Annotated in this window: 24 protein-coding genes, 2 tRNA genes and 1 riboswitch; of the genes, 11 read left to right on the top strand and 15 right to left on the bottom strand. The window is 63.7% G+C overall.

The annotated features are described in order from the left end of the window. Positions 1-143 precede the first annotated feature (143 nt). The gene (locus SPR01S_RS04035) at positions 144-533 is read right to left on the bottom strand and encodes a cupin domain-containing protein (RefSeq protein ID WP_066585343.1); all 390 of its coding nucleotides are present in this window, start codon (positions 531-533) and stop codon (positions 144-146) included. A 259-nt stretch (positions 534-792) separates the two neighbouring features. Between SPR01S_RS04035 and SPR01S_RS04030 the strand changes: the two genes are divergently transcribed. The 4 genes from SPR01S_RS04030 (at position 793) to SPR01S_RS21450 (ending at position 4,920) form a co-directional block, all read left to right on the top strand. Further along, complete coding sequence (locus tag SPR01S_RS04030; RefSeq protein WP_066585268.1) at positions 793-1,836, top strand: rod shape-determining protein; 1,044 nt, start codon at positions 793-795, stop codon at positions 1,834-1,836. Positions 1,837-1,990: 154 nt separating this feature from the next. Further along, positions 1,991-2,569, top strand: a complete 579-nt coding sequence (locus tag SPR01S_RS04025; protein ID WP_157081925.1) for a hypothetical protein — start codon at positions 1,991-1,993, stop codon at positions 2,567-2,569. 688 nt (positions 2,570-3,257) lie between these two features. Then, entirely contained in the window at positions 3,258-4,550 is a 1,293-nt protein-coding gene (locus SPR01S_RS04020) for a glycoside hydrolase family 16 protein (RefSeq protein WP_066585265.1), read from the top strand. Between the two features lie 220 nt (positions 4,551-4,770). Then, complete coding sequence (locus tag SPR01S_RS21450; RefSeq protein WP_157081924.1) at positions 4,771-4,920, top strand: hypothetical protein; 150 nt, start codon at positions 4,771-4,773, stop codon at positions 4,918-4,920. Between the two features lie 280 nt (positions 4,921-5,200). Here SPR01S_RS21450 and SPR01S_RS04015 read toward each other — a convergent pair whose 3' ends face one another. The 9 genes from SPR01S_RS04015 to aroA all read right to left on the bottom strand — a co-directional run bounded on the left by SPR01S_RS04015 (position 5,201) and on the right by aroA (position 15,961). Next, positions 5,201-6,304 (bottom strand): acyltransferase family protein, encoded by a 1,104-nt coding sequence (locus SPR01S_RS04015; RefSeq protein WP_066585260.1) that lies wholly within the window; start codon positions 6,302-6,304, stop codon positions 5,201-5,203. An 83-nt stretch (positions 6,305-6,387) separates the two neighbouring features. Next, positions 6,388-6,473: transfer RNA gene (locus SPR01S_RS04010), tRNA-Leu, on the bottom strand. A 177-nt stretch (positions 6,474-6,650) separates the two neighbouring features. Continuing rightward, entirely contained in the window at positions 6,651-6,929 is a 279-nt protein-coding gene (gene ihfB / locus SPR01S_RS04005; RefSeq protein WP_066585257.1) for an integration host factor subunit beta, read from the bottom strand. Between the two features lie 210 nt (positions 6,930-7,139). Continuing rightward, positions 7,140-8,852, bottom strand: coding sequence for a 30S ribosomal protein S1 (rpsA, locus tag SPR01S_RS04000; RefSeq protein ID WP_066585255.1), 1,713 nt, complete (start codon positions 8,850-8,852; stop codon positions 7,140-7,142). Between the two features lie 513 nt (positions 8,853-9,365). Then, on the bottom strand, positions 9,366-10,145 hold the full coding sequence (locus tag SPR01S_RS03995) for an acyl-CoA thioesterase (RefSeq protein ID WP_066585253.1): 780 nt from the start codon (positions 10,143-10,145) through the stop codon (positions 9,366-9,368). After that, positions 10,145-12,448 (bottom strand): 5-methyltetrahydropteroyltriglutamate--homocysteine S-methyltransferase, encoded by a 2,304-nt coding sequence (metE, locus tag SPR01S_RS03990; protein ID WP_066585338.1) that lies wholly within the window; start codon positions 12,446-12,448, stop codon positions 10,145-10,147. The genes SPR01S_RS03995 and metE overlap by 1 nt, the downstream gene beginning before the upstream one ends. A gap of 109 nt (positions 12,449-12,557) precedes the next feature. Further along, positions 12,558-12,773, bottom strand: a riboswitch (cobalamin riboswitch). 201 nt (positions 12,774-12,974) lie between these two features. Continuing rightward, positions 12,975-13,616, bottom strand: coding sequence for a (d)CMP kinase (gene cmk / locus SPR01S_RS03985; protein ID WP_066585250.1), 642 nt, complete (start codon positions 13,614-13,616; stop codon positions 12,975-12,977). A gap of 24 nt (positions 13,617-13,640) precedes the next feature. After that, positions 13,641-14,633 carry a proline iminopeptidase-family hydrolase gene (locus SPR01S_RS03980; RefSeq protein WP_066585249.1) on the bottom strand — a complete coding sequence of 331 codons (993 nt, stop codon included), beginning with the start codon at positions 14,631-14,633 and terminating at the stop codon, positions 13,641-13,643. After that, a complete protein-coding gene (gene aroA / locus SPR01S_RS03975; RefSeq protein ID WP_066585247.1) occupies positions 14,630-15,961 on the bottom strand; it encodes a 3-phosphoshikimate 1-carboxyvinyltransferase in 1,332 nt (443 codons plus the stop codon). The genes SPR01S_RS03980 and aroA overlap by 4 nt, the downstream gene beginning before the upstream one ends. Before the next feature lie 100 nt (positions 15,962-16,061). Between aroA and SPR01S_RS03970 the strand changes: the two genes are divergently transcribed. From SPR01S_RS03970 to SPR01S_RS03960, 3 genes are all read left to right on the top strand, one after another. After that, positions 16,062-16,382, top strand: a complete 321-nt coding sequence (locus SPR01S_RS03970) for a TIGR02300 family protein (protein WP_066585240.1) — start codon at positions 16,062-16,064, stop codon at positions 16,380-16,382. Between the two features lie 90 nt (positions 16,383-16,472). Beyond that, positions 16,473-16,548 (top strand) — tRNA-Ala (locus SPR01S_RS03965). 340 nt (positions 16,549-16,888) lie between these two features. Further along, positions 16,889-17,752 (top strand): PAS domain-containing protein, encoded by an 864-nt coding sequence (locus SPR01S_RS03960; protein ID WP_169803371.1) that lies wholly within the window; start codon positions 16,889-16,891, stop codon positions 17,750-17,752. Positions 17,753-17,944: 192 nt separating this feature from the next. Here the strand turns inward: SPR01S_RS03960 and SPR01S_RS21445 are convergent, their stop codons facing one another. Next, a complete protein-coding gene (locus SPR01S_RS21445) occupies positions 17,945-18,196 on the bottom strand; it encodes a DUF6894 family protein (RefSeq protein WP_157081922.1) in 252 nt (83 codons plus the stop codon). 208 nt (positions 18,197-18,404) lie between these two features. Here SPR01S_RS21445 and SPR01S_RS03950 point away from each other — a divergent pair, with 208 nt between their 5' ends. Further along, positions 18,405-19,052, top strand: coding sequence for a Crp/Fnr family transcriptional regulator (locus SPR01S_RS03950; RefSeq protein ID WP_169803370.1), 648 nt, complete (start codon positions 18,405-18,407; stop codon positions 19,050-19,052). 36 nt (positions 19,053-19,088) lie between these two features. Here SPR01S_RS03950 and SPR01S_RS03945 read toward each other — a convergent pair whose 3' ends face one another. Beyond that, the gene (locus SPR01S_RS03945) at positions 19,089-19,502 is read right to left on the bottom strand and encodes a nuclear transport factor 2 family protein (RefSeq protein WP_066585229.1); all 414 of its coding nucleotides are present in this window, start codon (positions 19,500-19,502) and stop codon (positions 19,089-19,091) included. Between the two features lie 54 nt (positions 19,503-19,556). Further along, on the bottom strand, positions 19,557-20,309 hold the full coding sequence (locus tag SPR01S_RS03940) for an SDR family NAD(P)-dependent oxidoreductase (RefSeq protein WP_066585227.1): 753 nt from the start codon (positions 20,307-20,309) through the stop codon (positions 19,557-19,559). 111 nt (positions 20,310-20,420) lie between these two features. Here SPR01S_RS03940 and SPR01S_RS03935 point away from each other — a divergent pair, with 111 nt between their 5' ends. After that, entirely contained in the window at positions 20,421-21,344 is a 924-nt protein-coding gene (locus SPR01S_RS03935; RefSeq protein WP_245661854.1) for a LysR family transcriptional regulator, read from the top strand. A gap of 299 nt (positions 21,345-21,643) precedes the next feature. Here the strand turns inward: SPR01S_RS03935 and SPR01S_RS21440 are convergent, their stop codons facing one another. Then, entirely contained in the window at positions 21,644-22,090 is a 447-nt protein-coding gene (locus tag SPR01S_RS21440) for a hypothetical protein (RefSeq protein ID WP_169803369.1), read from the bottom strand. 278 nt (positions 22,091-22,368) lie between these two features. Here SPR01S_RS21440 and SPR01S_RS03930 point away from each other — a divergent pair, with 278 nt between their 5' ends. Both SPR01S_RS03930 and SPR01S_RS03925 read left to right on the top strand, forming a co-directional pair. After that, entirely contained in the window at positions 22,369-22,905 is a 537-nt protein-coding gene (locus SPR01S_RS03930; protein ID WP_066585225.1) for a hypothetical protein, read from the top strand. Further along, on the top strand, positions 22,905-23,660 hold the full coding sequence (locus SPR01S_RS03925; RefSeq protein WP_157081918.1) for a hypothetical protein: 756 nt from the start codon (positions 22,905-22,907) through the stop codon (positions 23,658-23,660). The genes SPR01S_RS03930 and SPR01S_RS03925 overlap by 1 nt, the downstream gene beginning before the upstream one ends. A gap of 33 nt (positions 23,661-23,693) precedes the next feature. On the opposite strand, the gene SPR01S_RS03920 is transcribed toward SPR01S_RS03925, so the two are convergent. Further along, positions 23,694-24,047, bottom strand: a complete 354-nt coding sequence (locus tag SPR01S_RS03920; RefSeq protein WP_066585219.1) for a RidA family protein — start codon at positions 24,045-24,047, stop codon at positions 23,694-23,696. Between the last annotated feature and the right edge of the window lie 33 nt (positions 24,048-24,080).

Genomic DNA, 24,080 nt, shown 5'->3' with positions numbered 1-24,080 from the left:
CAACGCCCACCCCGAGTTCCGCTCTGGCCAAGGCAGGTCCTGACGATCCCGACGGCGGCGGGCCCAATAGCCGCGGGCCCAATGGCGGCGGGCGCGAACGTCCGTGCAGAGGTCGGGCGGCCTCGACCGCACCTGCAGGCGAGCTACTCCAGGTCGGTCTGAATCCATTGCGGGGAGTGGTGGATGTCGATCGTCTGAAGGCGGCCCGGCCCCAGATTCTCGAACTTGTGCGGCACCCCCGCCGGACCGAGCACGACCTCTCCGGCAGAAGCGTCGATCACGATGTCGCCTACGAAGAAGCGGGCGCGGCCCTGTATTACGATGAAGGTCTCGTCATACGGATGAACATGCAGGCGCGGCCCTACGCCGATCTCGTCGGTGCCATAAGCAAGCACCGTGACCGGCCCGTCGAGGTCCAGTCCCGCAACCGATCCTCTCCACGGTCCTTCTCCCTTGGGGTCAAACAAGGTTGCTCGTGACGCCGGGCGCCCATCCGGCCGAACGCTGGCCGGGTCGAAATCCTTTCGTGCCATTCTCACCTCCATCCCCGCCGGCATTTCGAACGGCCATGACGCCATAACGCGCGTCTTTCAGCAGCCCCGGGGTTAGCATCGGTTGCCACAATGCGCGACGGGGCGTGTTGGCCACCCGATGCCCGGTGCGACTCAATGGTGGCTTAATGAGCAGGGAGGGCTCATTGCGGAAGTCGACCGGCTCGCCGCCCTCTATGACGAGCCGAACGCCGGACAATGATGCGCGGACGTTCTCGCGCCTCCTGAAGATCGAGTAATCATGCGCGTACCCCGCTTTCTTTCCACGACCTCCAACGACATGGCGATCGACCTCGGCACGGTGAATACCATCGTTTACCTGCGGGGCCGGGGCATCGTGCTCAACGAACCATCGGTCGTCGCGATCGAGCTGATCGACGGCTTGAAGCGATTGCGGGCGTTCGGAATGGAAGCCAAGCTGATGATCGGGCGGACGCCGCAGGGCACCTCGACCGTGCGTCCGATGCGCGACGGCGTCATCGCCGACGTCGATATCGCCGAACAGATGATCAAGGCGTTCATCGACAAGGCGCATGGCGGCCCCTCGCGGCTCCCGCGCCGGCCCGACATTCTGGTCTGCATTCCCTCGGGCGCGACTCAGGTCGAGCGGCGGGCGATACGGCAAGCCGGGACCAATGCCGGCGCGCGCCGGGTTCGCCTGATCGAGGAGCCGATGGCGGCTGCAATCGGTGCGGGACTGTCGATCAACGATCCGGTCGGCACGATGATCGTCGACATCGGCGGCGGCACGACCGAGGTCGCGGTCCTCTCGCTCGGCAACCTCGTGCATCATGCATCGGCACGCGTCGGCGGCGACAAGATGGACGATGCCATCGCGTCGAGCATTCGCCGCAACCACAATCTGGTCATCGGCGAGACGACGGCGGAGCGGATCAAGATGGAGATCGGCATCGCGCGGATGCCGGAGGACGGGCGCGGGCTCGTCATGGCCGTACGCGGCCGCGATCAGGTCAATGGCGTGCCGCGCGAGATCGACATCTGCCAGGGCGACATCGCCGGGCCGCTCAGCGACCTCGTCGATCAGGTGATCGAGACCGTGCTGCGCACCCTCGGCGCCACCGAGCCGGAACTCGCGTCGGACATCCATGATCACGGTATCGTCATGACCGGAGGCGGCTCGCTGCTGACCGGCATCAGCGACGCGCTGGCCGAGGCGACGGGCGTGCCGGTCATCGTTGCCGAAGATCCCCTGACCAGCGTGGCCGTAGGAGCGGGCAGGGCGCTCGAGGACGAGGCCTACTCGGGGGTGATGATCGATAGTTAGGAGACGAGGGTGCTGGTCGGGCTTGCGCGTGTCCGGGTCAGAGCAAGCTAGGGCGATCTGCGATACTCCATGACGATGGCTTCTCCCTAGTGTGCTGGATAGCGTAGGAAATGCTCTCTTGCGGGCGCGGGCCGAACCGCGCAAGAGTCTGCCAATGGGCGACTGGCCGGCACCTAGCGCAACCTCTTGGACTTACCAATGGACGGCGGCGCTGCGGGGTTGCGTGGGCAAAATCGTCGCCAGTACCCGCGTGCATGAATTGGCGATCTACGGCCCCGACGAAGCGCCGTACTTCTCCGATCCTAAACTGCCTTTTGCACAGGCGATGACGCTCGAAATTAATTTCACGGACGGCACAATCCTGCATGTGCTGAATACCCAGGACGACGAGTCATTCCCGCTATGGCCGAGTATTGCGAGCGAACAGCTGTCGCCGAAAGCCGAATTGCTAGCGCTGCCATTTCGGCTTCGAGAGATGAACGAGTTTCCGAAAGGAGAGATCAGTGCGATTGACTGGTCGCTCGACGATGACGATCGGCTACAGAACATTCAGGTTCGGATTGGAGCTGAGACCGTGATTTTGTGTGCCGGTGAGGTCTACGAGGATTGGGATGCAAGTCTGACGGTCCGCACAGATGACGAAAGCGTTCTGATTTTCTTGGACGCGGACGCCTATCGCCAGACCGTGTTCGATCGACCCGTATACGCTGTGCCCGAAGCGCGCCGAACCTAACGTAACGGACTTGCTTAAGCGCTAGAACCGCACTTGGTGCGCTTGCTACCTAGTACCGACAAAATGGTGCTGCCGTTGAGAATTGAACTACGACTTCCACCGCACCAGGCCGTGCAATTTTTGGTCAGCTTCTCAAGTTACAAGCCTGGAAGTTGCCAGTCGGCTCCCGTCCCAAATTCCGCCATCGCGACCGAGCTGAATTGGCGCCGCGCACGCTCCATTCCCCGAAGCTTAAAAGGCGAGAATACGTGACGGGGCTTTAGCGTTCTGAGGCCGCGGCCAAGTCTCTCTTCGCCCTAAAGGATAATTCTTTGCGGTCCATCGTCGGCGTTGGTCAGCCTGGCTGCAACCCCTGACTTTCACGGCTGGGTCAGAAAGCCAGGTTGCCATACCGCGACACTCGCTCCGGGCGAACCCCGCTCCATCGATTCCGTCTTAGTGACGGCTGGCTTGCGGCTTGAGCTCTAAAGAGAGTTCTTCCATTCGCTGGAGCGTTCACTCTCCATGCATTGCGATATAAGCAATAAAAATGGGAAGGCGAGCGCGTAAATCATAGTTTAGAATAGATAGATTTCTCTCGGAAGAAAATTCGGTCGAATTGACTCGTTGCTAAAAAAGCGTCAAATATTACTCGGCGCTTCGAGAACCGACAGGAGCCGGCATGGCGCTTCATCGAAGGGAGAGAACTATGCGGCATATCCTGAAGGCGTCGGTCAGCTGCCCACTTGCAATGGTCGCGATGGCGGGGGCTTATGACATCGGGTGGCCCGAGGCGGCGTCGGCGGCGCCACCTGCGGGATATTCATTGGCCTATGCCGATGAGTTCAACGCGACCGCCCTCAACACCAATGACTGGTATTATCGCATCGCCGAGCCCTATGCCGGCGGCTATGTCCGATCCCAGAACGTCTCGCTCGACGGCAGCAGCCTGCGACTGAGGTTCGGCTACGAGGATGTGAACGGCGACGGTGTGTCGGACTATACCGGCGGCGGTATCATGTCGCGCAACAACTTCGGCTATGGCTATTACGAGATCCGCGCCCGTCTCTTCGGCGGCACGACCGGGTTGCATACATCCTTCTGGTCGATGGGCATTCGCCGCGACCTCTCGGGCGCCGGCGGCGACCCGAAGATCGATCAGGATATCGACGCCGCCCTGCAGCCCGAAAACAACCAACTCTACGAGATCGATGCGTTCGAACATAATTCGCCGGACAGCATGGACATGGGCGACTTCGTCCAGGCGGCCGGGGAAACCAGTCACCGGCTGGGGGCGCGAAACGGTGCGCTGATGGGCGTCAACTATAGCGACTGGAACGTATACGGGTTCGAGTACACGCCGACCTATACCAAATTCTACGTCAACGGCGTGCTCAAGTTCACCATCGACAACACCACTAACGGCTACGTCTTCACGCCGCAGACCTTTTGGCTCACCGCGATCCGCACGGCAAATCCGTCGAACCTCGGGGCGCTACCGGGATACAGCGATTTCGATTATTTCCGTTATTACAACAAGCCCTTCACCGGTGCCAATCTGCTCGGCAACGGCAGCTTCGATGCGACCCCCAACAACGCGTTCGCGCTGTGGAATCCCCCGGCCTGGATAGAGAATTACGACAAGGCCGCCAGCTATCTGGTGACGGACGACTTTTACAACGGCAACCGTGCTCTCGTTCAGATGTCCAACGCAGCCTATCAGGTGACGACCAAGCAGAATCTGAAGTTCATTCCGAATGGCACCTACCGGCTGACTGCGCGCGTCAAGAGCTCCGGCGGTCAGGCGCAGGCGCTGATGCGCGTGCTGAACTTTGGCGGAACCGAGCGCACGGTCACCTTTCCGACGACGAATAGCTGGACGCTCATCACCATCGATAACATCGCCGTGACCAGCAAATCGGCGACCATCGCCTTCACCTCAACCGCTGGCGCCAATCAGTGGATCAAGGTCGATGACGTTCAGTTCACCCAGACGGGCTGATGCGTTGCATACGGGGGCGGATTTGTCGCGATGGAGTGAGGCTAGCCCCGCCCGGCGCCAGCCCCTCTTCGCGGTCCTCCGTACCGTCCGCCGCCCGGGAATGCCGTCGCTAGTCGGGTAGCAAACTTCACGCGAACGATCGTCTTCCGATGCACGCATCCAGCTATGCGACGTTCAGCACGTCGCTTTCGACGCCACAAATAGAGGAACTTCCAGCATCATGAAGGACACGGGCCCGCGCTTCGGGCCGCACCGCAACGCCGGTTGCCGCCTGCGCGACCATGTCTGGCGGGGCCGGCGCTGCGTATCGATCGAGAACGAGACGCTGCGGGCAGTCATCTGTGCCGACAAGGGGACGGATAAGCGCTAGAACCGCACTTGATGCGCTTGCTACCTAGTACCGAGAAAATGGTGCTGCCGGTGAGAATTGAACTACCACTTCCACCGCACCAGGCTGTGCAATTTTTGGTCACCTTCTCAAGTTACAAGCCCGGAAGTTGCCAGTCGGCTCCCGGCCCAATTTCAGACAGCGCCTTGGCAAAACGATTGGCTTTGGCTCCCGTGGCATCCGGCCTCTTGCCCGCCGCCGATGAACGATAGATTGGGTTTACCTAGTCACGGGGCTCGCCATGACCAAAGCAGGATCATCGCTAAGGATTGCTGTCCGCCGCCTGATAGGCCGCAACCGAACCGCCAAGCGGAGGCGACGGATGGCGCTTGGCCCACGCCGCGCGCACCGCTCTGCGGCCGGGACGCTCGACCAGATGGAGCGCCACATTCGCCAGCGCCAAAACGACGATCGAGAAGGTCACATAGAGAGCGATGACACCTATCCAGCTGGCGTGCGACTTGCCGAGCGCGGCGAAAAAGAGGTTCAGGACCGGATAATGGACCAGATAGATGCCATAGCTGCGGTCCCCCAGCCACAATAACGGGCGCGTTTCGAACGTCTTGATGCGTAACACAAGCAACAACGCCGACGGCCAGGCCAGCAGGTCCAGCGGCAGCAATGGACTGAAAGAGCCGACATTGATCGTCGCGCCGATCGCCAATGCCGGGACTAGGACGATGGTCGGCACCCGCGCCAGTATCTCGCGATGCTGCCACATCAGCTGACCGATGAAGAAGCCGAGCACCCCGCCGATCAGATAGTCGGCGCCCCAGGGCCCACCGGGCAATCCGAGCAGGGCGAGTTTCGCCACGATGAGCACGGCCAGGGCCACCGAAACCCAGGTGACCGCGCGCTTGCCCGAACCGGCGGCCAGGGCGAACAGGAAGTAGCAGAGGATTTCGACCGAGATCGACCAGCTCGGTCCGACGAATCCGCTATCGGCCCCGGGCACGATCCCTTGCAGCATGAACAAATGGCACAGGAAGATCGGGAGCGTGTTTTCCGGCCTTCCCCAATCCAGCACCGCCACGATCAGCAACATGGTGAGGTGAAGCGGATAGAGCCGCGCGACGCGCGCCACGGCGAAGTCGCCGAACTGGCGCGCGGTGCGCAGGTCCGCGCCGCCGCGATAGACATGGGCGAAGATGTAGCCGGAGATCAGGAAGAACAGATCGACGAAGGTCCAGCCCCATCGAAAGAGCCAGCCGGCGACGCCGCCGAAGAAGTCGCTGAGGCCGTTATAATAGAAAATCTGGAGGTGATATCCGGCGACGACGCACGCGGCGATGCCACGCAGCCCGTCAAGCCGCGCCAGTCGGGGAACGGCCGAGGCATTGCCGGGGATATCTGCGCGCGGCTCCATCAGGGTCCGCGCTAACGACCCGACACTATTTTATGATTAACGCGAGTTGCTCGCGCGTCGGTCGCGCGCCAGTCTACCAAATCTGGTGCGGACGGCGGGACTCGAACCCGCACACCCATAGGGCGAGGGATTTTAAGTCCCGTGCGTCTACCAATTTCGCCACGTCCGCGTCGCGGCACAGGTCGCTCAGGCGCGCGTCTGGGTCAAGCCGGGAGTTGGAAGGCGAGGGTGCCGTCACGCGAGTGAATCGCGTGACGTCGGTCAGACGCGGAGCGCCTGCCGGCCGGCCTGCGGCGAGTCCTGGTTCAAGCTACGCTTCGCAGCGCTTGAACCAGGCCGCCTTGGCTCAAACGTTGAGCCGGACGCGCATTTCCTTGCCGGGCTTGAAATAGGGAACGCGCTTGGCGTCGACTTCCACTACTTCGCCCGTCCGCGGGTTGCGGCCGGTGCGCGCGCCGCGCGCGCGGGTCGAAAAAGCGCCGAAGCCCCTCAGCTCGACGCGGCCATCGGCCGCCAAGCGCCGCGAAATCTCATCGAAGAACGTCGTGACGATCGCTTCGACATCGCGGAGCGCAAGATCGGGATTGGCTTCTGCCAGTTTTTGAATCAGTTCCGAACGAATCATACGAACACGGTCTCCCCAGAATCGAAGGACCACCGGGGCATTCCCGGTCTTCTCCATCGACTACCCGTTTCCCGAGAATTCCCCCTCACGGAAAAAGGGCCCCCACCGACGTACATCATAAAGAAAATCAGTCGAACGCAATAGGACCGATTCGACAGTTAAATTGCAACAAAAAGGGTAGCATCCTCAGGATGCTACCCAATCTGTGTCTTACTTCTTGGTGTCGCGGGCCTTGAGCGCTTCGCCCAGGATGTCGCCCAGAGATGCGCCCGAATCGGACGAACCGTATTGCGCGACGGCCTGCTTCTCTTCGGCGATCTGCATCGCCTTGACCGAGAAGGTCGGCTTCTTCGAACGATCGAAGCCTGTGACCATGGCGTCGAACTTCTGGCCGACCTGGAAGCGCTCCGGACGCTGCTCGTCGCGGTCGCGGCCGAGATCGGTGCGCTTGATGAAGCCGGTGGCGCCATCCTCGCCAACCTGAACCTCGAGGCCCGCGTCGCGGACTTCGAGCACCGACACGGTGACGATCGAGTTCTTGTTGAGCTTGTCGCCGGCGCCCGAGACGACCGCGGCCGAGGGGCCGCCACGCTCAAGCTGCTTCATGCCGAGCGAGATGCGCTCCTTCTCGGCGTCGATGTCGAGCACGATCGCCTTCACCATCTCACCCTTGCGGTGCAGGTTGAGCGCATCCTCGCCCGAAATGCCCCAGGCGATGTCCGACATGTGGACCATGCCGTCGACGTCGTTGTCGAGGCCGATGAACAGGCCGAATTCGGTGGCGTTCTTGACTTCGCCCTCGACCGTCGAGCCGACCGGATGAGCAGCGGCGAACGCTTCCCACGGATTGGCCTGGGCCTGCTTGAGGCCGAGCGAGATGCGGCGCTTGTCCTCGTCGACCTCGAGCACGACGACATCGACTTCCTGGCTGGTCGAGACGATCTTGCCCGGATGGACGTTCTTCTTGGTCCAGCTCATTTCGGAGACGTGGACCAGGCCCTCGATGCCCGCTTCGAGCTCGACGAACGCGCCGTACTCGGTGATGTTGGTCACGCGGCCGGTCATCTTCGCGCCGACATGATACTTGGCGGCGGCACCATCCCACGGATCGCTCTCGAGCTGCTTCATGCCGAGCGAGATGCGCTGCGTGTCCTTGTTGATGCGGATGATCTGAACCTTGACGGTGTCGCCGATGTTCAGGACCTCGCTCGGGTGCTGGACGCGCTTGTAGCTGAGGTCGGTGACGTGGAGCAGGCCGTCGATGCCGCCCAGGTCGACGAACGCACCGTAATCGGTGATGTTCTTGACCACGCCGTCGATGATCTGGCCCTCATGCAGGCTCTGGATGAGGCCCGAACGCTGCTCGGCGCGGGTCTCTTCGAGCACCGCGCGACGCGACACGACGATGTTGCCGCGCTTGCGGTCCATCTTCAGGATCTGGAAGGGCTGCGGGATGTCCATCAGCGGCTGGACGTCGCGGACCGGGCGGATATCGACCTGCGAGCCGGGCAGGAACGCCACGGCGCCGTCGAGGTCGACGGTGAAGCCACCCTTGACGCGGCCGAAGATGACGCCTTCGACGCGGGCCGATTGGACGAATTCGGCTTCGAGCTTGTCCCAAGCGGCTTCGCGGCGCGCGCGGTCGCGCGACAGCATCGCTTCGCCATTGGCATTCTCGACGCGGTCGACGAACACTTCGACTTCGTCGCCGACCTTCAGGTCGGCCTTCTGACCCGGCGCGGCGAATTCACGCAGCGGCACGCGGCCTTCGCTCTTCAGACCGACGTCGATGACGGCCATGTCGTTTTCGATGCCGGTGACGGTGCCGTGCACCACGCGGCCTTCGAAACCATCGGCGTCACCGAGGGTCATTTCGAGCATTTTCGCGAAATCGTCGCGCGTCGGGTTTGCCGTAGTGGCCATAAAAATAGTGTTCCTAATCAACTGTTTCCGGCCAACCGGTTGTCTCCGGTGGTCTTGGCCAAAACGCCGCGGCGACCGAACGCCGACGCGGCATCCGAAGGGCAGACGCTGCGGAGGAGGGACTCAACGCTAAAATGCGAAAAGGGCGCGAGAGGAGTCCTCCGCGCCTTCCTCCGCGAGAACCTGCTCGCCGGACGGTCGCGCACATAGCCATTTCGCCCTTGGGAGGCAAGCCGGGTGTGAGGGTCAGGGCGCCTGATCGACGGGAATTGGGGCAGGGCGACCGAAAGTGCGGAAATGTCGTGGCGTCGAATGGCGGATTTCTCGCCGCGAGCCAAGGCAGTGACTGCCACGCCGAACGAAGCGGATCGCTGCTAACGGATTGCGGCCTAAACGATATCCCACCCCCGGCGAAGGCCGGGGCCCAGTTTCGCGAACATGGAGATGGCGTCCCCTCGCCGTGAATGCGTCGGTACTGGACCCCGGCCTTCGCCGGGGAGGGGAGTGGGAAGGTCAGCATTCAACCATCCGAGCACCGGCCGATCGGCCTATCGCTTTCGGTCTTCCAGCCTCGTCCACCGCGACCATCACGAACTCCGCTGTCGCGGCACGGCGGCGATCGCCGTTCAGCAGGTTTTCGGCCCATAACTCGACCCCGACGCGGACCGAACTCCTGCCGCTCATCATCACCCGGGCGATCAGCTCGACCATCTCGCCCTCGCGCACCGGCGAGCGGAAGTCGATCCGATCGGATGCTGCCATCACCATCACCGCGCGGGCGTGCCGGGTCGAGGCGATGAAGGCGGCCTTGCCGAGCATGCGGAGCGCATCCCCGCCGAACAAAGTGCCGTAGTGGTTGGTCTGCGGCGGGAACACCATGTCGACCATGTGAAGCCGGTCATCCGTCGGTTCGGGCTCCCCATGATCGAGTGGCGGCAGCGGCAGGGCGGTGTCGGGGCCCCTGACGGCGACCAAGGTGAACAGCCCTCGCGTGCACAGCCGACGCTCGCCGCTGAGCAGCGCCTCGGCGGTCAGTTCGATCTCGACATCGACCGACCGCGTGCCCGCGCGGGTGACTCGTCCCACCGCCTCGATCAGCTCGCCCTTCAGCGCGGGTGCGGCGAAGTCGATCCGTTCGGAGGCGGCAGTGACGAAGGGCGCCCGGCCATGGCGCGAGGCGGCGAGGAACGCCACCTTGTCCATGTGCGCGAGCGCCACCCCGCCAAACAGCGTGCCGTGATGGTTGGTGTCGCCCGGGAACACCATATCGATGAGGCGGACGACACCGGACATCAGGCCGGCTCCGCCACGCGGACGCGCAATTCGCGGGCGGCGGCGACCATCGCGTCGATCGCCGGCTTCACTTCCTCCCATTTGCGGGTCTTAAGCCCGCAATCGGGGTTCACCCACAATTGCTCGGGGCGGAGGTGATCCTGCGCCAGCCGCATCAGCGCGACCATTTCCTCGACCGTCGGCATGCGCGGGGCATGGATGTCATAGACACCCGGCCCGATCGCACTCGGATACCGATAGCGCGCGAACCCCTCGAGCAACTCCATCTGCGAGCGCGCGGTCTCGATCGAGATCACGTCGGTGTCCATCGCGCCGATCGACGGCAGGATGTCGTTGAACTCCGAATAGCACATATGGGTGTGGATCTGCGTCGCGTCGGCCACGCCTGCCGCCGAGAGCCGGAAGCAATCGACCGCCCAGTCGAGATAGGGCTGCCAGTCGCGCCGGCGCAGCGGCAAGCCCTCGCGCAACGCCGCCTCGTCGATCTGGATCGCCTTGGCGCCCGCTTTCTCCAGGTCGACCACCTCGTCGCGGATCGCCAGCGCGATCTGCCGGCACGATGCCTCGCGGGGCTGGTCGTCGCGGACGAACGACCAGTTGAGGATCGTCACCGGGCCGGTCAGCATGCCCTTCATCGGTTTGTCGGTCAGGCTCTGCGCGTAGCGCCACCATTCGACCGTCATCGCCCTGGGCCGCGACACGTCGCCGAACAGGATCGGCGGGCGGACGCAGCGCGAGCCATAGGATTGCACCCAGCCGCTGACGGTAAAGGCGAAGCCCGAGAGCTGCTCGCCGAAATATTGCACCATGTCGTTGCGCTCGAATTCGCCATGGACGAGCATGTCGAGCCCGGCGGCCTCCTGCCAGCGGATCGCGCGCTCGGTCTCCTCGCGGAGGAACTGGTCATAGGCCGCGGCATCGAGTGTCCCGCGATTATGATCGGCACGCGCGCGGCGCACCTCGGCGGTCTGCGGGAACGAGCCGATCGTGGTGGTCGGGAAAGCGGGGAGGGCAAGCGCATCCGCCTGTGCTGCGGCGCGGACAGGGTAGGGAGATCGCCGCTCGCGATCGGCCGGCGTCATCGCCGCGAGGCGCGCCGCCACCGCGTCATCATGGATCCGCGGCGAGGTCTTGCGTGCCGCGGCCGCCGCGCTTGATGCTGCCAGGTCGTCGGCGACGCTGTCACGGCCTTCATTGAGCGCACGCTTCAGGGTGGCGAGCTCGCCGACCTTCTGCACCGCGAAAGCGAGCCATTGCGCGATTTCCGGATCGATCTTGCGTTCCAGGGCCAGGTCGACCGGCGTGTGGAGCAGCGAGCAGGAGGGGGCGAGCACGATATCGCGCTTTGCGGCGATCGGCTCGAGCCGGTCGAGCAACGCGGCGAGGTCGGCGCGCCAGACGTTGCGCCCGTCGATCACGCCGAGCGAGAGCAATAGCGACTTGGGCGCCTTGGCCAGCACCGCGTCGAGTTGCTGCGGCGCGCGAACCAGATCGACGTGAAGCCCGGCGACCGGCAAGTGGATCGCGAGATCGAGATTGTCCTCGAGCCCGCCGAAATAGGTAGCGAGCATCAGCTTCACGCCGGCACGCGGCAGTTTGGCATAAGCGCGGGTGATCGCGTTGCGCTGGCGTTCGCTCAGGTCGAGCACCAGCACCGGTTCGTCGATCTGCACCCAGTCGGCGCCGGCCTGGCCAAGCTGGGTCAATATGGCGGTGTAGAGCCCCAGCACCTCGTCAAGATAGTCGAACGGATCGACCCCACGTCCCTTGGCGAGGCTCAGCCAGGTGACCGGGCCGAGCAGGACCGGGCGCGTCTCATACCCCTGCGCCTTGGCCTCGCGATACTCGTCGACGATCTTGGCCGAGCTCAGCGCCAGTTTCTGCCCGGCGACCAGTTCGGGGACCATATAATGGTAATTGGTGTCGAACCATTTGGTCATCTCGCACGCGGTCAGGCTGCCGTGCCCGTGCCCGCAATCGGCGTCGTCACCCGTCGTGCCCCGCGCCATCGCGAAATAGGTGGCGAGGTCGGAAGCGCCCGCCGCCTTGCCATAGCGTTCCGGGATCGCGCCCAGCATCAGGCTGGTGTCGAGCACATGGTCGTAAAGCGAGAAATCGTTGGACGGCAGCCAGTCGGCGCCGAGCGCCCGCTGCCGCGCCCAGGCGGCGGTGCGCAGTCCGGCGGCGGCTTCGAGCAACTCGCTTTCGGACGATTGGCCCGACCAGAATTTCTCGAGCGCGACCTTCAATTCGCGGCGCGGCCCGATGCGCGGGAATCCGAGAGTGGCAACAGTGACGGTCATGGTCTTCATACCCCGATGAAAGGCAGGGTAGGGACCAGACACGAGCACGCACGGACGGCACGGGGCCGACCGCAGGATGCAAGCGGCCAGCCCGGACACCCCGCCGGTGGACGTTATCGCGTCGGAGGCAGGTCTCCTGGCTCACGGGTCAACACGCCGGTCCGGCCTTCCCAGGGGCGAGCCCCCAGTGACACTCATCGACCGCCGCTCGCCGCTTACAGTTGCGGGGGCAGCGCCGGCCTTGGCCCCGAAGAACCGCACCGGCTTCCCGTCTTAGCTTCGGCGCGGGCGAACCCGTCCGAAGAACCTCGACACGCAGCTTATCCCGCTGAAAATGCATCAGGTCAAGCGAGATATAAAGAATTCTTTATATGATTATTCCTCCCCGTTTACGGGGAGGGGGACCGCCGCCGAAGGCGGTGGTGGAGGGGCAGTGCGGCAAGCGAGTCCGGCGCGGCCCGGCCCCTCCGCCACGCGCTGACGCGCGCGGTCCCCCTCCCCATGAATGGGGAGGAACTAGGAGGATTTACCGCCTCGCCGCCGCTTTCAGCTGCACTTGCCGCTCGACCAGTTCGATCGCGCGCTTCACTGCGGCCTCGATCGACAGGAAGCTGGTGTCGAGGATGCCGGCGTCGACCGCCATCACCAGCGGCGCGGCGTCGCGCCCCATGTCGCGCTGATCGCGCACGCGGATATCGGCCAGCACCTTGTCGAAGCTGAGCGTGCTGCCGCGTTCCTTCAGTTCCGCGTGGCGGCGGCGCGCGCGGATCTGGGGCGTCGCCTTGACGAACAATTTGGCGTCGGCGTCAGGCGCGATCACCGTGCCGATATCGCGCCCGTCGAGCACCGCGCCGCCTTCCTGCTGCGCGAACTTGCGCTGGCGCTGCAGCAACGCCGCGCGGACCAGCGGGTGCGCCGAGACGATCGAGGCGAGCTGCCCCGCTTCGTCGGTGCGCAAGGCGGGGTCGTCGAGCAAAGCGTCGTCGAAATTGCTCGCCGCAACCGCATCGGCTTCCCGGGTCGGGTCGAGGTCCATCCGCCGTACATTCTCGCCGACCGCGCGGTAGAGCAGGCCGGTGTCGAGATGCGGCAAGCCGTAATGCTTGGCCAAGGCGCGGGCGACGGTGCCCTTACCGCTGGCGGCGGGACCGTCCACGGCGATGATCATACGCTTAACTCCATGAACCGCGTCCTAGGCCCGTGCATCCTGTCGCGCCAGCCAACCGCGGATCAACGCGACCGTTTCCAGCGTCCGGTCGGCGAAGATACCATGCGCCGATCCGGGAATCGTGGCATATTCGGCACCGGGCACCCGCGCGGCGAATCCGGCAAGCGTGGTCGGGCGCGCTTCGTCATATTGGCCGCCCAGGAAGATCGTCCGCCGCCCGTCGAGCCTGGCCAGCAGCGGCTCTCCGTCATAATCCTTGAGGCTGCCGGTGCAGGCGAATTCGCTCGGCCCCCACATCGCATTGTAGAGCTTGGGGTTGAAGCCGTGGGGATGCGCGCTGGCATAAGCGATCGCGGCGGGCTTGGCCGGCTCGCGACCGTTGAACGCGCGGTAAAAGGCATTGACGCCGTCGTCGCAGCCCCGGCTGGGGCCTTTGTCGCAGCTGGCGATCTGCGCCTGTACCGCGGCCGGCAAGGTCGCTCGCAAGGCATTGGCATCGGCGATCCAGCTTTTGGTCGAAACCAGCGGGCTGGCCATCGCCAGGCCGCGCAACGCCGCCGGCCGCCGCGCGCCATATTCGAGCGCCAGCGTGCCGCCCCAGCTGTGCCCGAGCAGATGCCAGCGACCCACGCCAAGCGCCTTCCTGACCAGCTCGATCTCATCGACGAAGCGGTCGACCCGCCAATTCTTCGGATCGTTGGGCCGGTCCGACTGCCCGCTATCGAGCTGGTCGTAGAGAATCACAGCGCGCTCGTCGGCCAAAGCGACCGCCGGCATGAAATGCTCGTGATCGCCGCCCGGCCCGCCGTGCAGCATGACGATTGGCGGCTTGGGTCCGCCAAGCTTGCCATTGACCCGGACATAGACGCGCCCGCCCTCGACCGGGACCATCCTCTCGAGATCGGGCGCCGGATAGCCGTCCGTCTTGCGCGCGAAGAGCGGGTGGGGGAGGGCGAAGCTGGCGCCAAGCGTGAGGCCGCCCGCGAGCAATTCGCGGCGGCCGATCAAGCGCGTCATGCCTGGCCCGCCAGTTGCTCCAGCGTCTCGAAGAACACCGGATAGCTCGTCGCGACCGGCGCGACATCATCGATCGTGATCGGCCGCCGCGCGACCAGCCCCGCCACGGTCATCGCCATCGCGATGCGGTGATCGAGCAAGGAGGCGACCGTGCCACCGCCCGGAATGGGCTCGCCGCCGCTGCCGGTGATGGCAAGGCCGTCGTCGAACTCCTCGACCGTCACGCCGCACGCTTCGAGTGCGTTCTTCATCGCCGCGATGCGGTCCGATTCCTTGACGCGCAATTCGTGCGCGCCGCGCGCGACGGTGCGCCCCTCGGCCAGTGCCGCGGCGACGAACAGGACGGGATATTCGTCGATCATGCTCGGCGCGAGATCGGGCGGCACGTCGATTGCCTTCAGCGGGGCGTGGCGCACGACCAGGTCGGCGACCGGTTCGCCGCCGACGATACGCGGATCGATCTCGGTGATATCGGCGCCCATCATGCGCAGCGCGGTGAAGATGCCCGCGCGCGTCGGGTTCAGCCCGACATTGGCGATCGTCACTTCGCTGCCCGGCACGATCGATGCCGCCACCGCCCAGAACGCCGCCGAGCTGGGATCGCCCGGCACGACGATCTGCTGTGGCTTCAATTCGGCCTCGCCATGGACCGAGATGACGCGCCCGCGATTGCTTGCCTCGACCGTCAGATTGGCGCCGAACCCGGCCAGCATCCGCTCGCTGTGGTCGCGCGTCGGCACCGGCTCGATCACCCGCGTGATCCCCGGCGTGTTGAGTCCTGCCAGCAGCACCGCCGACTTGACCTGGGCCGAAGCGACCGGAAGCGTGTATTCGATCGGCACCGCCGGACAGATGCCGCGCACCATCATCGGCAGACGGCCCCCGGGGCTGGAGGTGAACTCCGCTCCCATCAGCGACAGCGGATCGATCACCCGGCCCATCGGCCGCTTGCTGAGCGAGGCGTCGCCGACGAACGTCGCGGTGATCGCATGGCTGGCGACCAACCCGGCAAGCAGCCGCGTCGACGTTCCCGAATTGCCCATGTCGAGCGCGCCTGCCGGCTGGAGCAGTCCGCCGACTCCCACGCCCCAGACGCGCCAGATCCCGTCTTCGCTGCGCTCAATGGTTGCCCCCATCGCCCGCATCGCTGCCGCCGTCGCCAGCACGTCCTCGCCTTCGAGCAATCCTTCGATTCGGCTCTCGCCAACCGCCAGGCTCGACAGCATCAGCGAGCGGTGGCTGATCGACTTGTCCCCGGGAACGGTGACGCGGCCCGACAGGCGGGCGGACGATTCGATTTGCAGGGATCTGGCGGGGGCGTGCGACATCGGTCGCGGGCTTTGACAGCCACCTTGCGCTATGGCAAGGCGCGCGCCACTTTAGGGGTCGATCCCCGAAATTTACATAAATCGAAAGGTACAAATCGGCATGGTCAAGCCGGAATGGGGCACGAAGCGTACGTGTCCGAAATGCGCAACGCGCTTTTACGATCTAGGCAAGGACGACCCGGTGACCTGCATCAATTGCAACACCGCCTGGGCACCCGAGCCGATCCTGAAATCGAAGCAGCCGCTGCCGTTCGAGGTCATCAAGGCCGAGAAGCCCGAAAAGGACGATTCGGACCTCGAGGGTGACGATCTGGAGATCGGCATCGAGGACGAAGGCGAGCCTTCGGCCGACGATGAAGTCGATCTTGGCGGCGACGACGATCTCGGTGTCGAGACCGGCGGCAACGAAGACGAAAACTGATCGACGCATTTTTTTTAAGGCAAGCGGGCTAACCCCCGCTTGTCAAAGGGGCGCCGTCCGGTTAGGGGCGCCTTCCTTCCCGGAATGTGTGGGGCCGTAGCTCAGCTGGGAGAGCGCTGCAATGGCATTGCAGAGGTCAGGGGTTCGATCCCCCTCGGCTCCACCAACCCCAAATCGCTGGATGTGCCGCGCGGTCGAGCGCCGTCTCGCGCCGCGCCCTGATTGCGGCAAGATAAGCTGCGATCGATCAGAGCGTCGGTGGATATGCCGACAGTCGATATCGCGCCCGAACACAGAGATCGATGGCCGGCCAATCGCATCCGCCGACAGCGGTGGGCGGTCCTAACGCCAATTCGCGTTTCGCCATTTGATTCCAAACACATGTTATTTCGCTATCGCAACGATGGGCGCAAGGTCGCCGCGAGAGTTCACCGCGTGTTCCGGGCGTTCAAACCAGGGTGCGACGCGGTCAGTGGGCTGGGCTCGCGTGACCGAAGGGGAAGCAGGTGGAGCGGATTTTCGTCAGAGCGTCCGAATTTCCGCGTCAATTTGGTCATTTGAGTCAGACGGGCAGGACCGTCTTCGTTACCCATCACGGCCGCGAAACCCACGCACTTCTTCCGATTGCCGATTACAACGACTTCGTCGCCGCGACACAGGGTGGGGATCAGGATGCGGCCGTCTCCGATGAGGAGCTTGCCGACTGGCTGCCCTTGATGCTGGTCGTCGTCGACGAATCGGGCACGATCGTGATGGCCAATCGCACGGCCCATGCGATGGCGCACAAGGCGAGCAACTCGCTGCCTGGATGCGGCCTGTTCGAGGCAGTGCCCACGCTGCGCGAAACCATGTTCCAGGGCTATTACAATCGCACCGCGCGGACCGGCGAGCCATGCTCGTTCGAACTGCCTGGCTTGTTCGGTATGGATACATGGCATCGGGTCGAAACGTTTCGCGTCAATCATGGGATCGCGATCCTGGCGCGCGACGTCACCGAGGAGGCCAAGGCGTTTCGCATGGCCGACACCAAGAAAGCGCTGATCGAGGCCATGCTGGCGCATGGCGGGATCGGCCATATCTGGATCAACGTCCGCGGCCGCATCGCGGAGGTCGATCGGGCGATGAGCGACTTGCTCCAACTCCCGCGCGAACGGTTCGACAATATTTCCGTCGTCGACCTCGTCCCGATCGGCCGGCGGGTCGCGCTCAGGGAAATCATCGAGGATGTGCTGTCGCACGGCGGCACGCGACGCTTCGAAACCGAATTCCTGCGTAACGACGGAAGCACCGTCCACGCGGTTGGCGCGATCAAGGATTTGAGCAGCGTTTACGGTTCGGAGGGCGCCGTGATGGTGGTAACTCGCGCATAAGTCGGCGGGCATCCTGCTCGCCCAGGTCTAACCTATGCTGGATGGGTCATTTCTAATTCAAGCTAATGCGGCGGCACCGTTTCCGGGTCATCGCTCATTGGTCGCGGCCGGGCCTCCCCCTCGTTCGGCCGCGGCGTCGCGCTGAAATCGGCAACGCCCGATCGGCATCGACGGCTATTGCAGCCGTTGAAACTATCGATCCTGGTCCGGCACTATTCGAACGGCATCCGCGAAACTCAACGAGTGGATCAGGTTGCCGCCTTCGTCCTCGATCTCGATCCGTTGCCGCAGGTTGATCTCCCCCTCCAGCGCTTCCTGCGCGACCACGGCCCGCGCTTCCTTCAATGCCATGCGCGCCAGCTGCGCCGGGTCGTCGACGTCCGCGCCTTGCGGGTCGAGCAGGCGTTCGACGCCATCGCGTAGGTGGAAATAGTACCTCACCACGTACCTTTCCGAATAGGCGCCCCATCATTTCCGGCGCATGCTGATCTATGATAGTTGAGAACTATCTAATCTAAAGCGTGGTCGCGACAACTAGCGTCATTAGGCCGAACGCATGACGAAGACCGAACGAGCTTGCGATACATCTCCGCTGGAAACGTGCGTCCGGCGCCTTCGGTTGCATTCTCCGCTGTCCGATGGCGATGCCGAATTGTTCAAGGCCTTGCCGTTTAAACTATCGAAACAATTGCCGAATTCCCAGCCCGTTCGTGAAGGAGACCCCACGACTAGCTGCATGATCCTCGTGTCGGGCTATGTGCACCGCTTTCGCCTGACCGAAAGCGGTGATCGCCAGATCATGGCGATTTATGTGCCGGGCGACCCGATCGACTTCGACCGCCTCTATCTGCCGGTCGCCGATGACAGCCTGCAGACCATTCGCGAAACCGTTGTCGCGCGCGTCTATCAATCGGACCTTCGCCAATTGATGGCGCGGCGGCCGGCCATCGCCGAGACGGTGATCCGATCGCTATTGGTGGATTCGTCGATTTTTCGCGAGTGGACGCTCAATGTCGGGCGTCGCGACGCGCGCGCGCGCATCGCGCACCTGTTTTCGGAAATTGCCGTACGCCTGGATGCGCAGGGTTATGATCTCGCGCGCGTGCCCCTGCCGCTCACGCAGGACCATATCGCCGATGCCACCGGCCTGACGCCGGTGCATGTCAATCGCACGCTGAAGGCATTGCGGGCAGAGGGATGTATCGAGCGTCTCACCGGCGGGCTGGTGGTGATTCCAGACTTGGACAGGCTGAAAGCGGTGGGCGGATTCGACGGGCGCTATTTGCATCTCGTCGACTGAAGAAACCGTGCCGGGCAGGCGGCGGCGCCGATCCCGCTACCTATGGCGCGTGTCGCGCATGCGCTGTGCTTCCGCCGACCCTTCGTCGAGGAAGACATAAAGCGCGGCGATCAGGCCGTCGCGGACCAAGATGACGTCCCAGCCGGTATAGGCCGGCGCCGCGCCGCGCGGCCCCGATCCCCAGCCGAGCCGCCCGGCATCGTGCAGCACCTGCGGTCTGCCCGGCACATAAGCGAAGTCGGGATGCGTCGCGCGCAGCACGCCTGCGAACTCGGCGATCGCGGCATGGCCGGTGATCGGCCCGGTCGGCGCATAGAGTACGCCGTCCTCCGCCCAGAGCTCGTCGATCGCGGCGCGGCGGCGCTCGCCATCGCGTTCGCCGAACACCTCCTGGAGATTGCGCAGCAACAGCTCGCGGACGCGGTCCGCGGATTCAGCGTTCGCTATCATCGTTCCCTCCGTCTTTAGACTCCCCCGGAGCCGCGCCCCGGGGGAATCCCTTCGTCAGATCTGTGCCTGGCCGCCATCGACGAACAGCTCGACGCCGTTGACGAAACTGGCATCGTCGGAGGCGAGGAACAGCACCGCCTTGGCGATCTCCTCGGGCTGGCCGACGCGGCCGGCGGGGATCAGGCTCGCCAGATAGTCCTTCGTCCCCTCGGCCTGCTCGCCGCCACCGAACAGCTCGTTCAGCCCGGCCGTGTCGGTGACGCCCGGGCTCACCGCGTTCACCCGGATGCGCCGGTCCTTGAGGTCGAGGATCCAGTTGCGGGCGAAGTTGCGGATCGCCGCCTTGGTCGCCGAATAGACGCTGAACGCCGGCGTGCCCGAAATGCTGGTGGTCGAGCTGGTCAGGACCACCGACGCCCCGTCCTTCAACAGCGGCAACGCCTTCTGCACCGTGAACAGCACGCCCTTCACATTGGTGGCAAAGGTCTTCTCGTAATGCTCCTCGGAGATCGCGCCCAGCGGCGCCATCTCGCCGCCGCCGGCATTGGCGAACACCACGTCGATCTGCGCGTGCTGCTGCTGGACCGCGTCATACAGGCGGTCGATATCGGCCAGCTGCGCCATGTCGCCGCGCACACCGGTCACCCGGCCGCCGATCGCTTTCACCGCCGCGTCCAGCGCATCCTGCCGGCGCCCGGTGACGAACACCGACGCCCCCTCGGCCGCGAACGCCTTTGCCGTCGCCAGGCCGATGCCGCTCGTGCCGCCGGTCACCACCACCACCTTGTCCTGAAATCTGTTTGCCATCGTCCGTTTCCTTCTCTCTGCGGCACAGCGCCGCTGCCCGCTTTAGATGCGGCGTGAACGATGGTGCGTGTAGTCGGCGAATATGGCACTTAGCGTTCCATTGGAGGAACGATGATGCGGATCGATCTCAACGATTATGCCTATTTCGCGGAAGTGGTCGCGCATGGCGGCTTCGCCGCGGCGGGGAGGGCGCTGCGCGAGCCCAAGTCGAAACTCAGCCGCCGCGTCGCCGGGCTCGAGCAGCGGCTTGGCCTGCGCCTGATAGAGCGGTCGAGCCGGCGTTTCCGCGTCACCGATACCGGCCAGGCATTTTACGAGCGTTGCCGCGCGATCCTGGCCGAGGCCGAGCAGGCGGAGGCATTGGTGATGCAGGCCCAGGCCGAGCCGCACGGCCGCATCCGCTTCAGCTGCCCTACCGGCATGATCGAGCCGATCTCCGGGCTGATCTCGTCCTTCCTGCTGCGCTATCCGAAGGTCCGGCTTCAACTGGTGGCGACCGATCGCCCGGTCGATCTGATTGCGGAGCGCGTCGATCTCGCGCTCCGCGTCCGCGTCAGCCTGACCAGCGACGCGGCGCTGACGATGCGCTCGCTGGGCAGATCGACCCGCATCCTGGTCGGCAGTCCGCACCTCGCCAACCGGATAGAGACGATCGAGCACCTCGCCCAAATCCCCGCGCTCGCGACCAACGATACGGCCGACGATCTCGAATGGCATCTGGAGTCCGAAGCCGGGCGAACGCACCTGCTGCGCATCGAGCCGCGCCTGGGGTGTGAGGACATGGCGGCGGTGCGCAATGCGGCGATCGACGGGCTGGGGGTCGCAATCCTGCCCGATCATGTCTGTAACGAAGCGCTGAAGGCGGGGCGCCTGGTCCGCGTGTTACCCGAATGGCGCGGCGTTCAGGGGATCGTGCATCTGGTCTTCACAACCCGCCGCGGCCTGCCGCCGGCCGTACGCGCGCTGATCGATCATCTCGCCGCCGGCTTTCCGAAAGGTCCTGCCAGCGGCGCGACGCGCGGGACGGGCGAATGACCGCGCGGACGAGAGCGGGGCGGGGCTAGGGTGTGCCCCATTCAATCTGAATCGGGCTCCTGCGAAAGCAGGAGCCCAGAACAGCAAGCATCGTGCTAGATAACTCTCAATTACCGTAACGGGTGCATAAATCCCTAAACACTAATTCGATGTTTTTGTACCTGTCGCCGCAACACATGTCACCGTAATACTGCCGCGCGCTGGGGCGAACTCGTGCCTTGGAACTGGCGCCCCGAATTCCAGACGATCCCGGAAAAATTCAATGTCGCAATTCGCCATAATAGCGGCGTGACAACGGTTCAACGTGGGTCGCTGCCGCCAACGACAATACCTTCGCTGGGGATGAAATAATCAACATGCCTGCTTCCAATCTTTCGTCCGTAGGCATTGGAATTGTTAAAATATTCTACCAGTCTGTAGTCACTGACATCTCGTAAACACATCAGACCCGTCATACCATCGTAGTTCCACTTCGCTTTTTGCCCGAGTGACGCAAGATTACCATCCTTCTCTTTGTTTCGAAGGCGATCTGAGGCGTCTTGTGAGAGCTTAAAAATGTAGCTTACACCGCCAGAAAGACGGTCGCAGACATCATACTTGATAAATTGCCCGTCTCGATATTCTGGTGGTAGGGACCGGCGAAATCCCTCTTGTTCGGCTGCCCGTTGCCAGTGACACGAGCCGACCAGCGCCAAAGACGCAGCGACGCACAAAGCGAGAATACGGGCTAGAACGCGTAACATCATTGGGTGGTTCTGCTCCACTTCCGATCGTGCAGCCGTCCTCAGGGCAGGTCTAGATTCCGTGCAGCCAATGCCCACTTTCCACCAGTTATCACAGTTCGAAATTACGGTGACGGGTGTATAAATCCCTAAACTCAAATTTGGCCGTATTGCACCCATCACCGTAACGTCGAAATTTTGGGTGAAATCATCATATCGCGCTCCTATGCTCCAGAGATACTGCGTTGGGGCGGGGGAAAATTGTGACGCGATTTGGGACGCAGGGGCGGATTGCCGCTGTTGTGTTGCTGACCATCACCGGACATGCCAGCCGGGCTCAATCCGCTCCCCCCACACCGGCGATCAGCGCCGACACAGTGGCCGTGCCCTCGCTCGCCTTCGATGAGCAGCCCGAGATGGTGAAGGCCTATGACAAATATTTCTACTATCACCGCGATGGCACGACTTTCGCCGAAGCGTTGTCGGACCTCCAGGAGTGCGACGGATATGCCAGGGGCCTGGCATACCGCATCAAGCCCGATCCAGACGATCCACTGGTCAAGAACTCGCCTATTGGCCCCGTTTTCGAAGCGATCGGCGCGCGCTGGGCCGACAAGATGTTCGGCGTGCCTGAAAGGCGCAAGGCGCGGCGCACGAACATGCGCGTGTGCATGGGCTATAAAGGCTATCAGCGCTACGGCTTGCCGCAGGCGATCTGGCAATCCTTCAATTTCGATGACGCGGCCACGGCACCGGCCGAAGCCGACCGCCAGAAGATGCTGATGCAGCAAGCGAAGATCGCTTCTGGCCCGCGCCCCCTCAAGACGGAGCTGAAGTGATGCGCTTATTGCAAGCGGCTCTTGCCCTTCTGCTTCTGCCGCTCATCTGCAAGTCGGCAGTCGCGGTCGATTATGCCGAACATGTCACCGGCAACGGTCCCGTCACCATCGATCCGACCAAGGCATACATCGCCTTTCGCATCCTTCAGAAAAGCGAATTCCGGTTCGAGCGCCTTCCGTCGAACGAGGAGATCGCCCAATATGATCAGGACCGCAGAGCAGCGTTCGACGACTACAAGAAGAAAAAGCCCAAGGGCAACGATTTCGAATTCGACCCGCTTGAAGCCCGGTTCTCCGTCAACACGCAGATCGGCAAGATATTCGACAAGCAAGACGGGCAATATGTCTATCTGATCGCGGTCAAGCCGGGCACCTACGTTCTGTACGGCCATATGTGGCAGGAGGGTCCAGGCGACATGGATACCTGCTTTTGTATGGGGACCGTCAAGTTTGAGGCGGCCGCCGGCAAGGTGACCGATCTCGGCCGCATCCGGATGCCCGATGACTGGGACGTGCCCGCACCGCCAGCCAATCCCGCCGGTATCCTGCCGTTCGTCCTGATCCCGCCCGCGACTCCTCTGCGGCCAGCCGGGCGGCTGCAAGGGTTGCCCGTGGAGCCAGCCGTCCTTCACGCGATGGACAAAATGCCGAACTCATTCGGTGTCGTCATCGACAGGCTTTTTCCCATCCCGGGCGTGCTTGCTTACGAACGCGACAAGGTGGTCGACCCCAAAAGCACTGCACGATCGCGCTGAGCAACATTGACAACTTGCTGGCCAAGCCCCGGCTCACCCCGCCGCGATCACACTGATCTCCACCGCATATTCCGGCCCGGCCAGCCGCGCCTCTACCGTCGCGCGTGCCGGTTTGGCGTCGGGCGCGACCCAGGCGTCCCACACCGTATTCATCTCGGCGAAGCCGGCGATGTCGGCCAGATAGATGGTCGCGCTCAGGATGCGGCTCTTGTCGCTGCCGGCCTCGGCGAGCAGGCTGTCGATCGTGCGCAGGATCTCGGCGGTCTGGTCCGCCACGCTCTCGCCGGCATTCTCCTCGGCGACCTGGCCGGCGGTGAAGATCAGGCCGTTAAACGCCACCATCTGGTTCATGCGCGCGGTCGGGTGCCAGCGTTTGATCTCGGTCATGCGATTGTCCTTCGATACGGGTGACGGGTTCGG

The organism is Sphingomonas pruni NBRC 15498 (assembly GCF_001598455.1).
GTDB classification, from domain to species: domain Bacteria; phylum Pseudomonadota; class Alphaproteobacteria; order Sphingomonadales; family Sphingomonadaceae; genus Sphingomonas; species Sphingomonas pruni.
The sequence above is the reverse complement of the archived record's forward strand: the minus strand, read 5'-3'. Positions and strand labels throughout refer to the sequence as shown.

Excerpts from the sequence above, each read along its gene's own strand:
- SPR01S_RS04020 (WP_066585265.1), top strand. The coding sequence starts at position 3,258 with ATGCGGCATATCCTGAAGGCGTCGGTCAGCTGCCCACTTGCAATGGTC.
- SPR01S_RS04035 (WP_066585343.1), bottom strand. The coding sequence starts at position 533 with ATGGCACGAAAGGATTTCGACCCGGCCAGCGTTCGGCCGGATGGGCGC.
- SPR01S_RS04030 (WP_066585268.1), top strand. The coding sequence starts at position 793 with ATGCGCGTACCCCGCTTTCTTTCCACGACCTCCAACGACATGGCGATC.
- SPR01S_RS03945 (WP_066585229.1), bottom strand. The coding sequence starts at position 19,502 with ATGATAGCGAACGCTGAATCCGCGGACCGCGTCCGCGAGCTGTTGCTG.
- SPR01S_RS03925 (WP_157081918.1), top strand. The coding sequence starts at position 22,905 with ATGCGCTTATTGCAAGCGGCTCTTGCCCTTCTGCTTCTGCCGCTCATC.
- ihfB (WP_066585257.1), bottom strand. The coding sequence starts at position 6,929 with ATGATTCGTTCGGAACTGATTCAAAAACTGGCAGAAGCCAATCCCGAT.
- SPR01S_RS03970 (WP_066585240.1), top strand. The coding sequence starts at position 16,062 with ATGGTCAAGCCGGAATGGGGCACGAAGCGTACGTGTCCGAAATGCGCA.
- SPR01S_RS04015 (WP_066585260.1), bottom strand. The coding sequence starts at position 6,304 with ATGGAGCCGCGCGCAGATATCCCCGGCAATGCCTCGGCCGTTCCCCGA.
- SPR01S_RS03920 (WP_066585219.1), bottom strand. The coding sequence starts at position 24,047 with ATGACCGAGATCAAACGCTGGCACCCGACCGCGCGCATGAACCAGATG.
- SPR01S_RS21450 (WP_157081924.1), top strand. The coding sequence starts at position 4,771 with ATGAAGGACACGGGCCCGCGCTTCGGGCCGCACCGCAACGCCGGTTGC.
- SPR01S_RS03940 (WP_066585227.1), bottom strand. The coding sequence starts at position 20,309 with ATGGCAAACAGATTTCAGGACAAGGTGGTGGTGGTGACCGGCGGCACG.
- metE (WP_066585338.1), bottom strand. The coding sequence starts at position 12,448 with ATGACCGTCACTGTTGCCACTCTCGGATTCCCGCGCATCGGGCCGCGC.
- cmk (WP_066585250.1), bottom strand. The coding sequence starts at position 13,616 with ATGATCATCGCCGTGGACGGTCCCGCCGCCAGCGGTAAGGGCACCGTC.
- rpsA (WP_066585255.1), bottom strand. The coding sequence starts at position 8,852 with ATGGCCACTACGGCAAACCCGACGCGCGACGATTTCGCGAAAATGCTC.
- SPR01S_RS03935 (WP_245661854.1), top strand. The coding sequence starts at position 20,421 with ATGATGCGGATCGATCTCAACGATTATGCCTATTTCGCGGAAGTGGTC.
- SPR01S_RS03995 (WP_066585253.1), bottom strand. The coding sequence starts at position 10,145 with ATGTCCGGTGTCGTCCGCCTCATCGATATGGTGTTCCCGGGCGACACC.
- SPR01S_RS04025 (WP_157081925.1), top strand. The coding sequence starts at position 1,991 with ATGGGCGACTGGCCGGCACCTAGCGCAACCTCTTGGACTTACCAATGG.
- SPR01S_RS21440 (WP_169803369.1), bottom strand. The coding sequence starts at position 22,090 with ATGATGTTACGCGTTCTAGCCCGTATTCTCGCTTTGTGCGTCGCTGCG.
- aroA (WP_066585247.1), bottom strand. The coding sequence starts at position 15,961 with ATGTCGCACGCCCCCGCCAGATCCCTGCAAATCGAATCGTCCGCCCGC.
- SPR01S_RS03980 (WP_066585249.1), bottom strand. The coding sequence starts at position 14,633 with ATGACGCGCTTGATCGGCCGCCGCGAATTGCTCGCGGGCGGCCTCACG.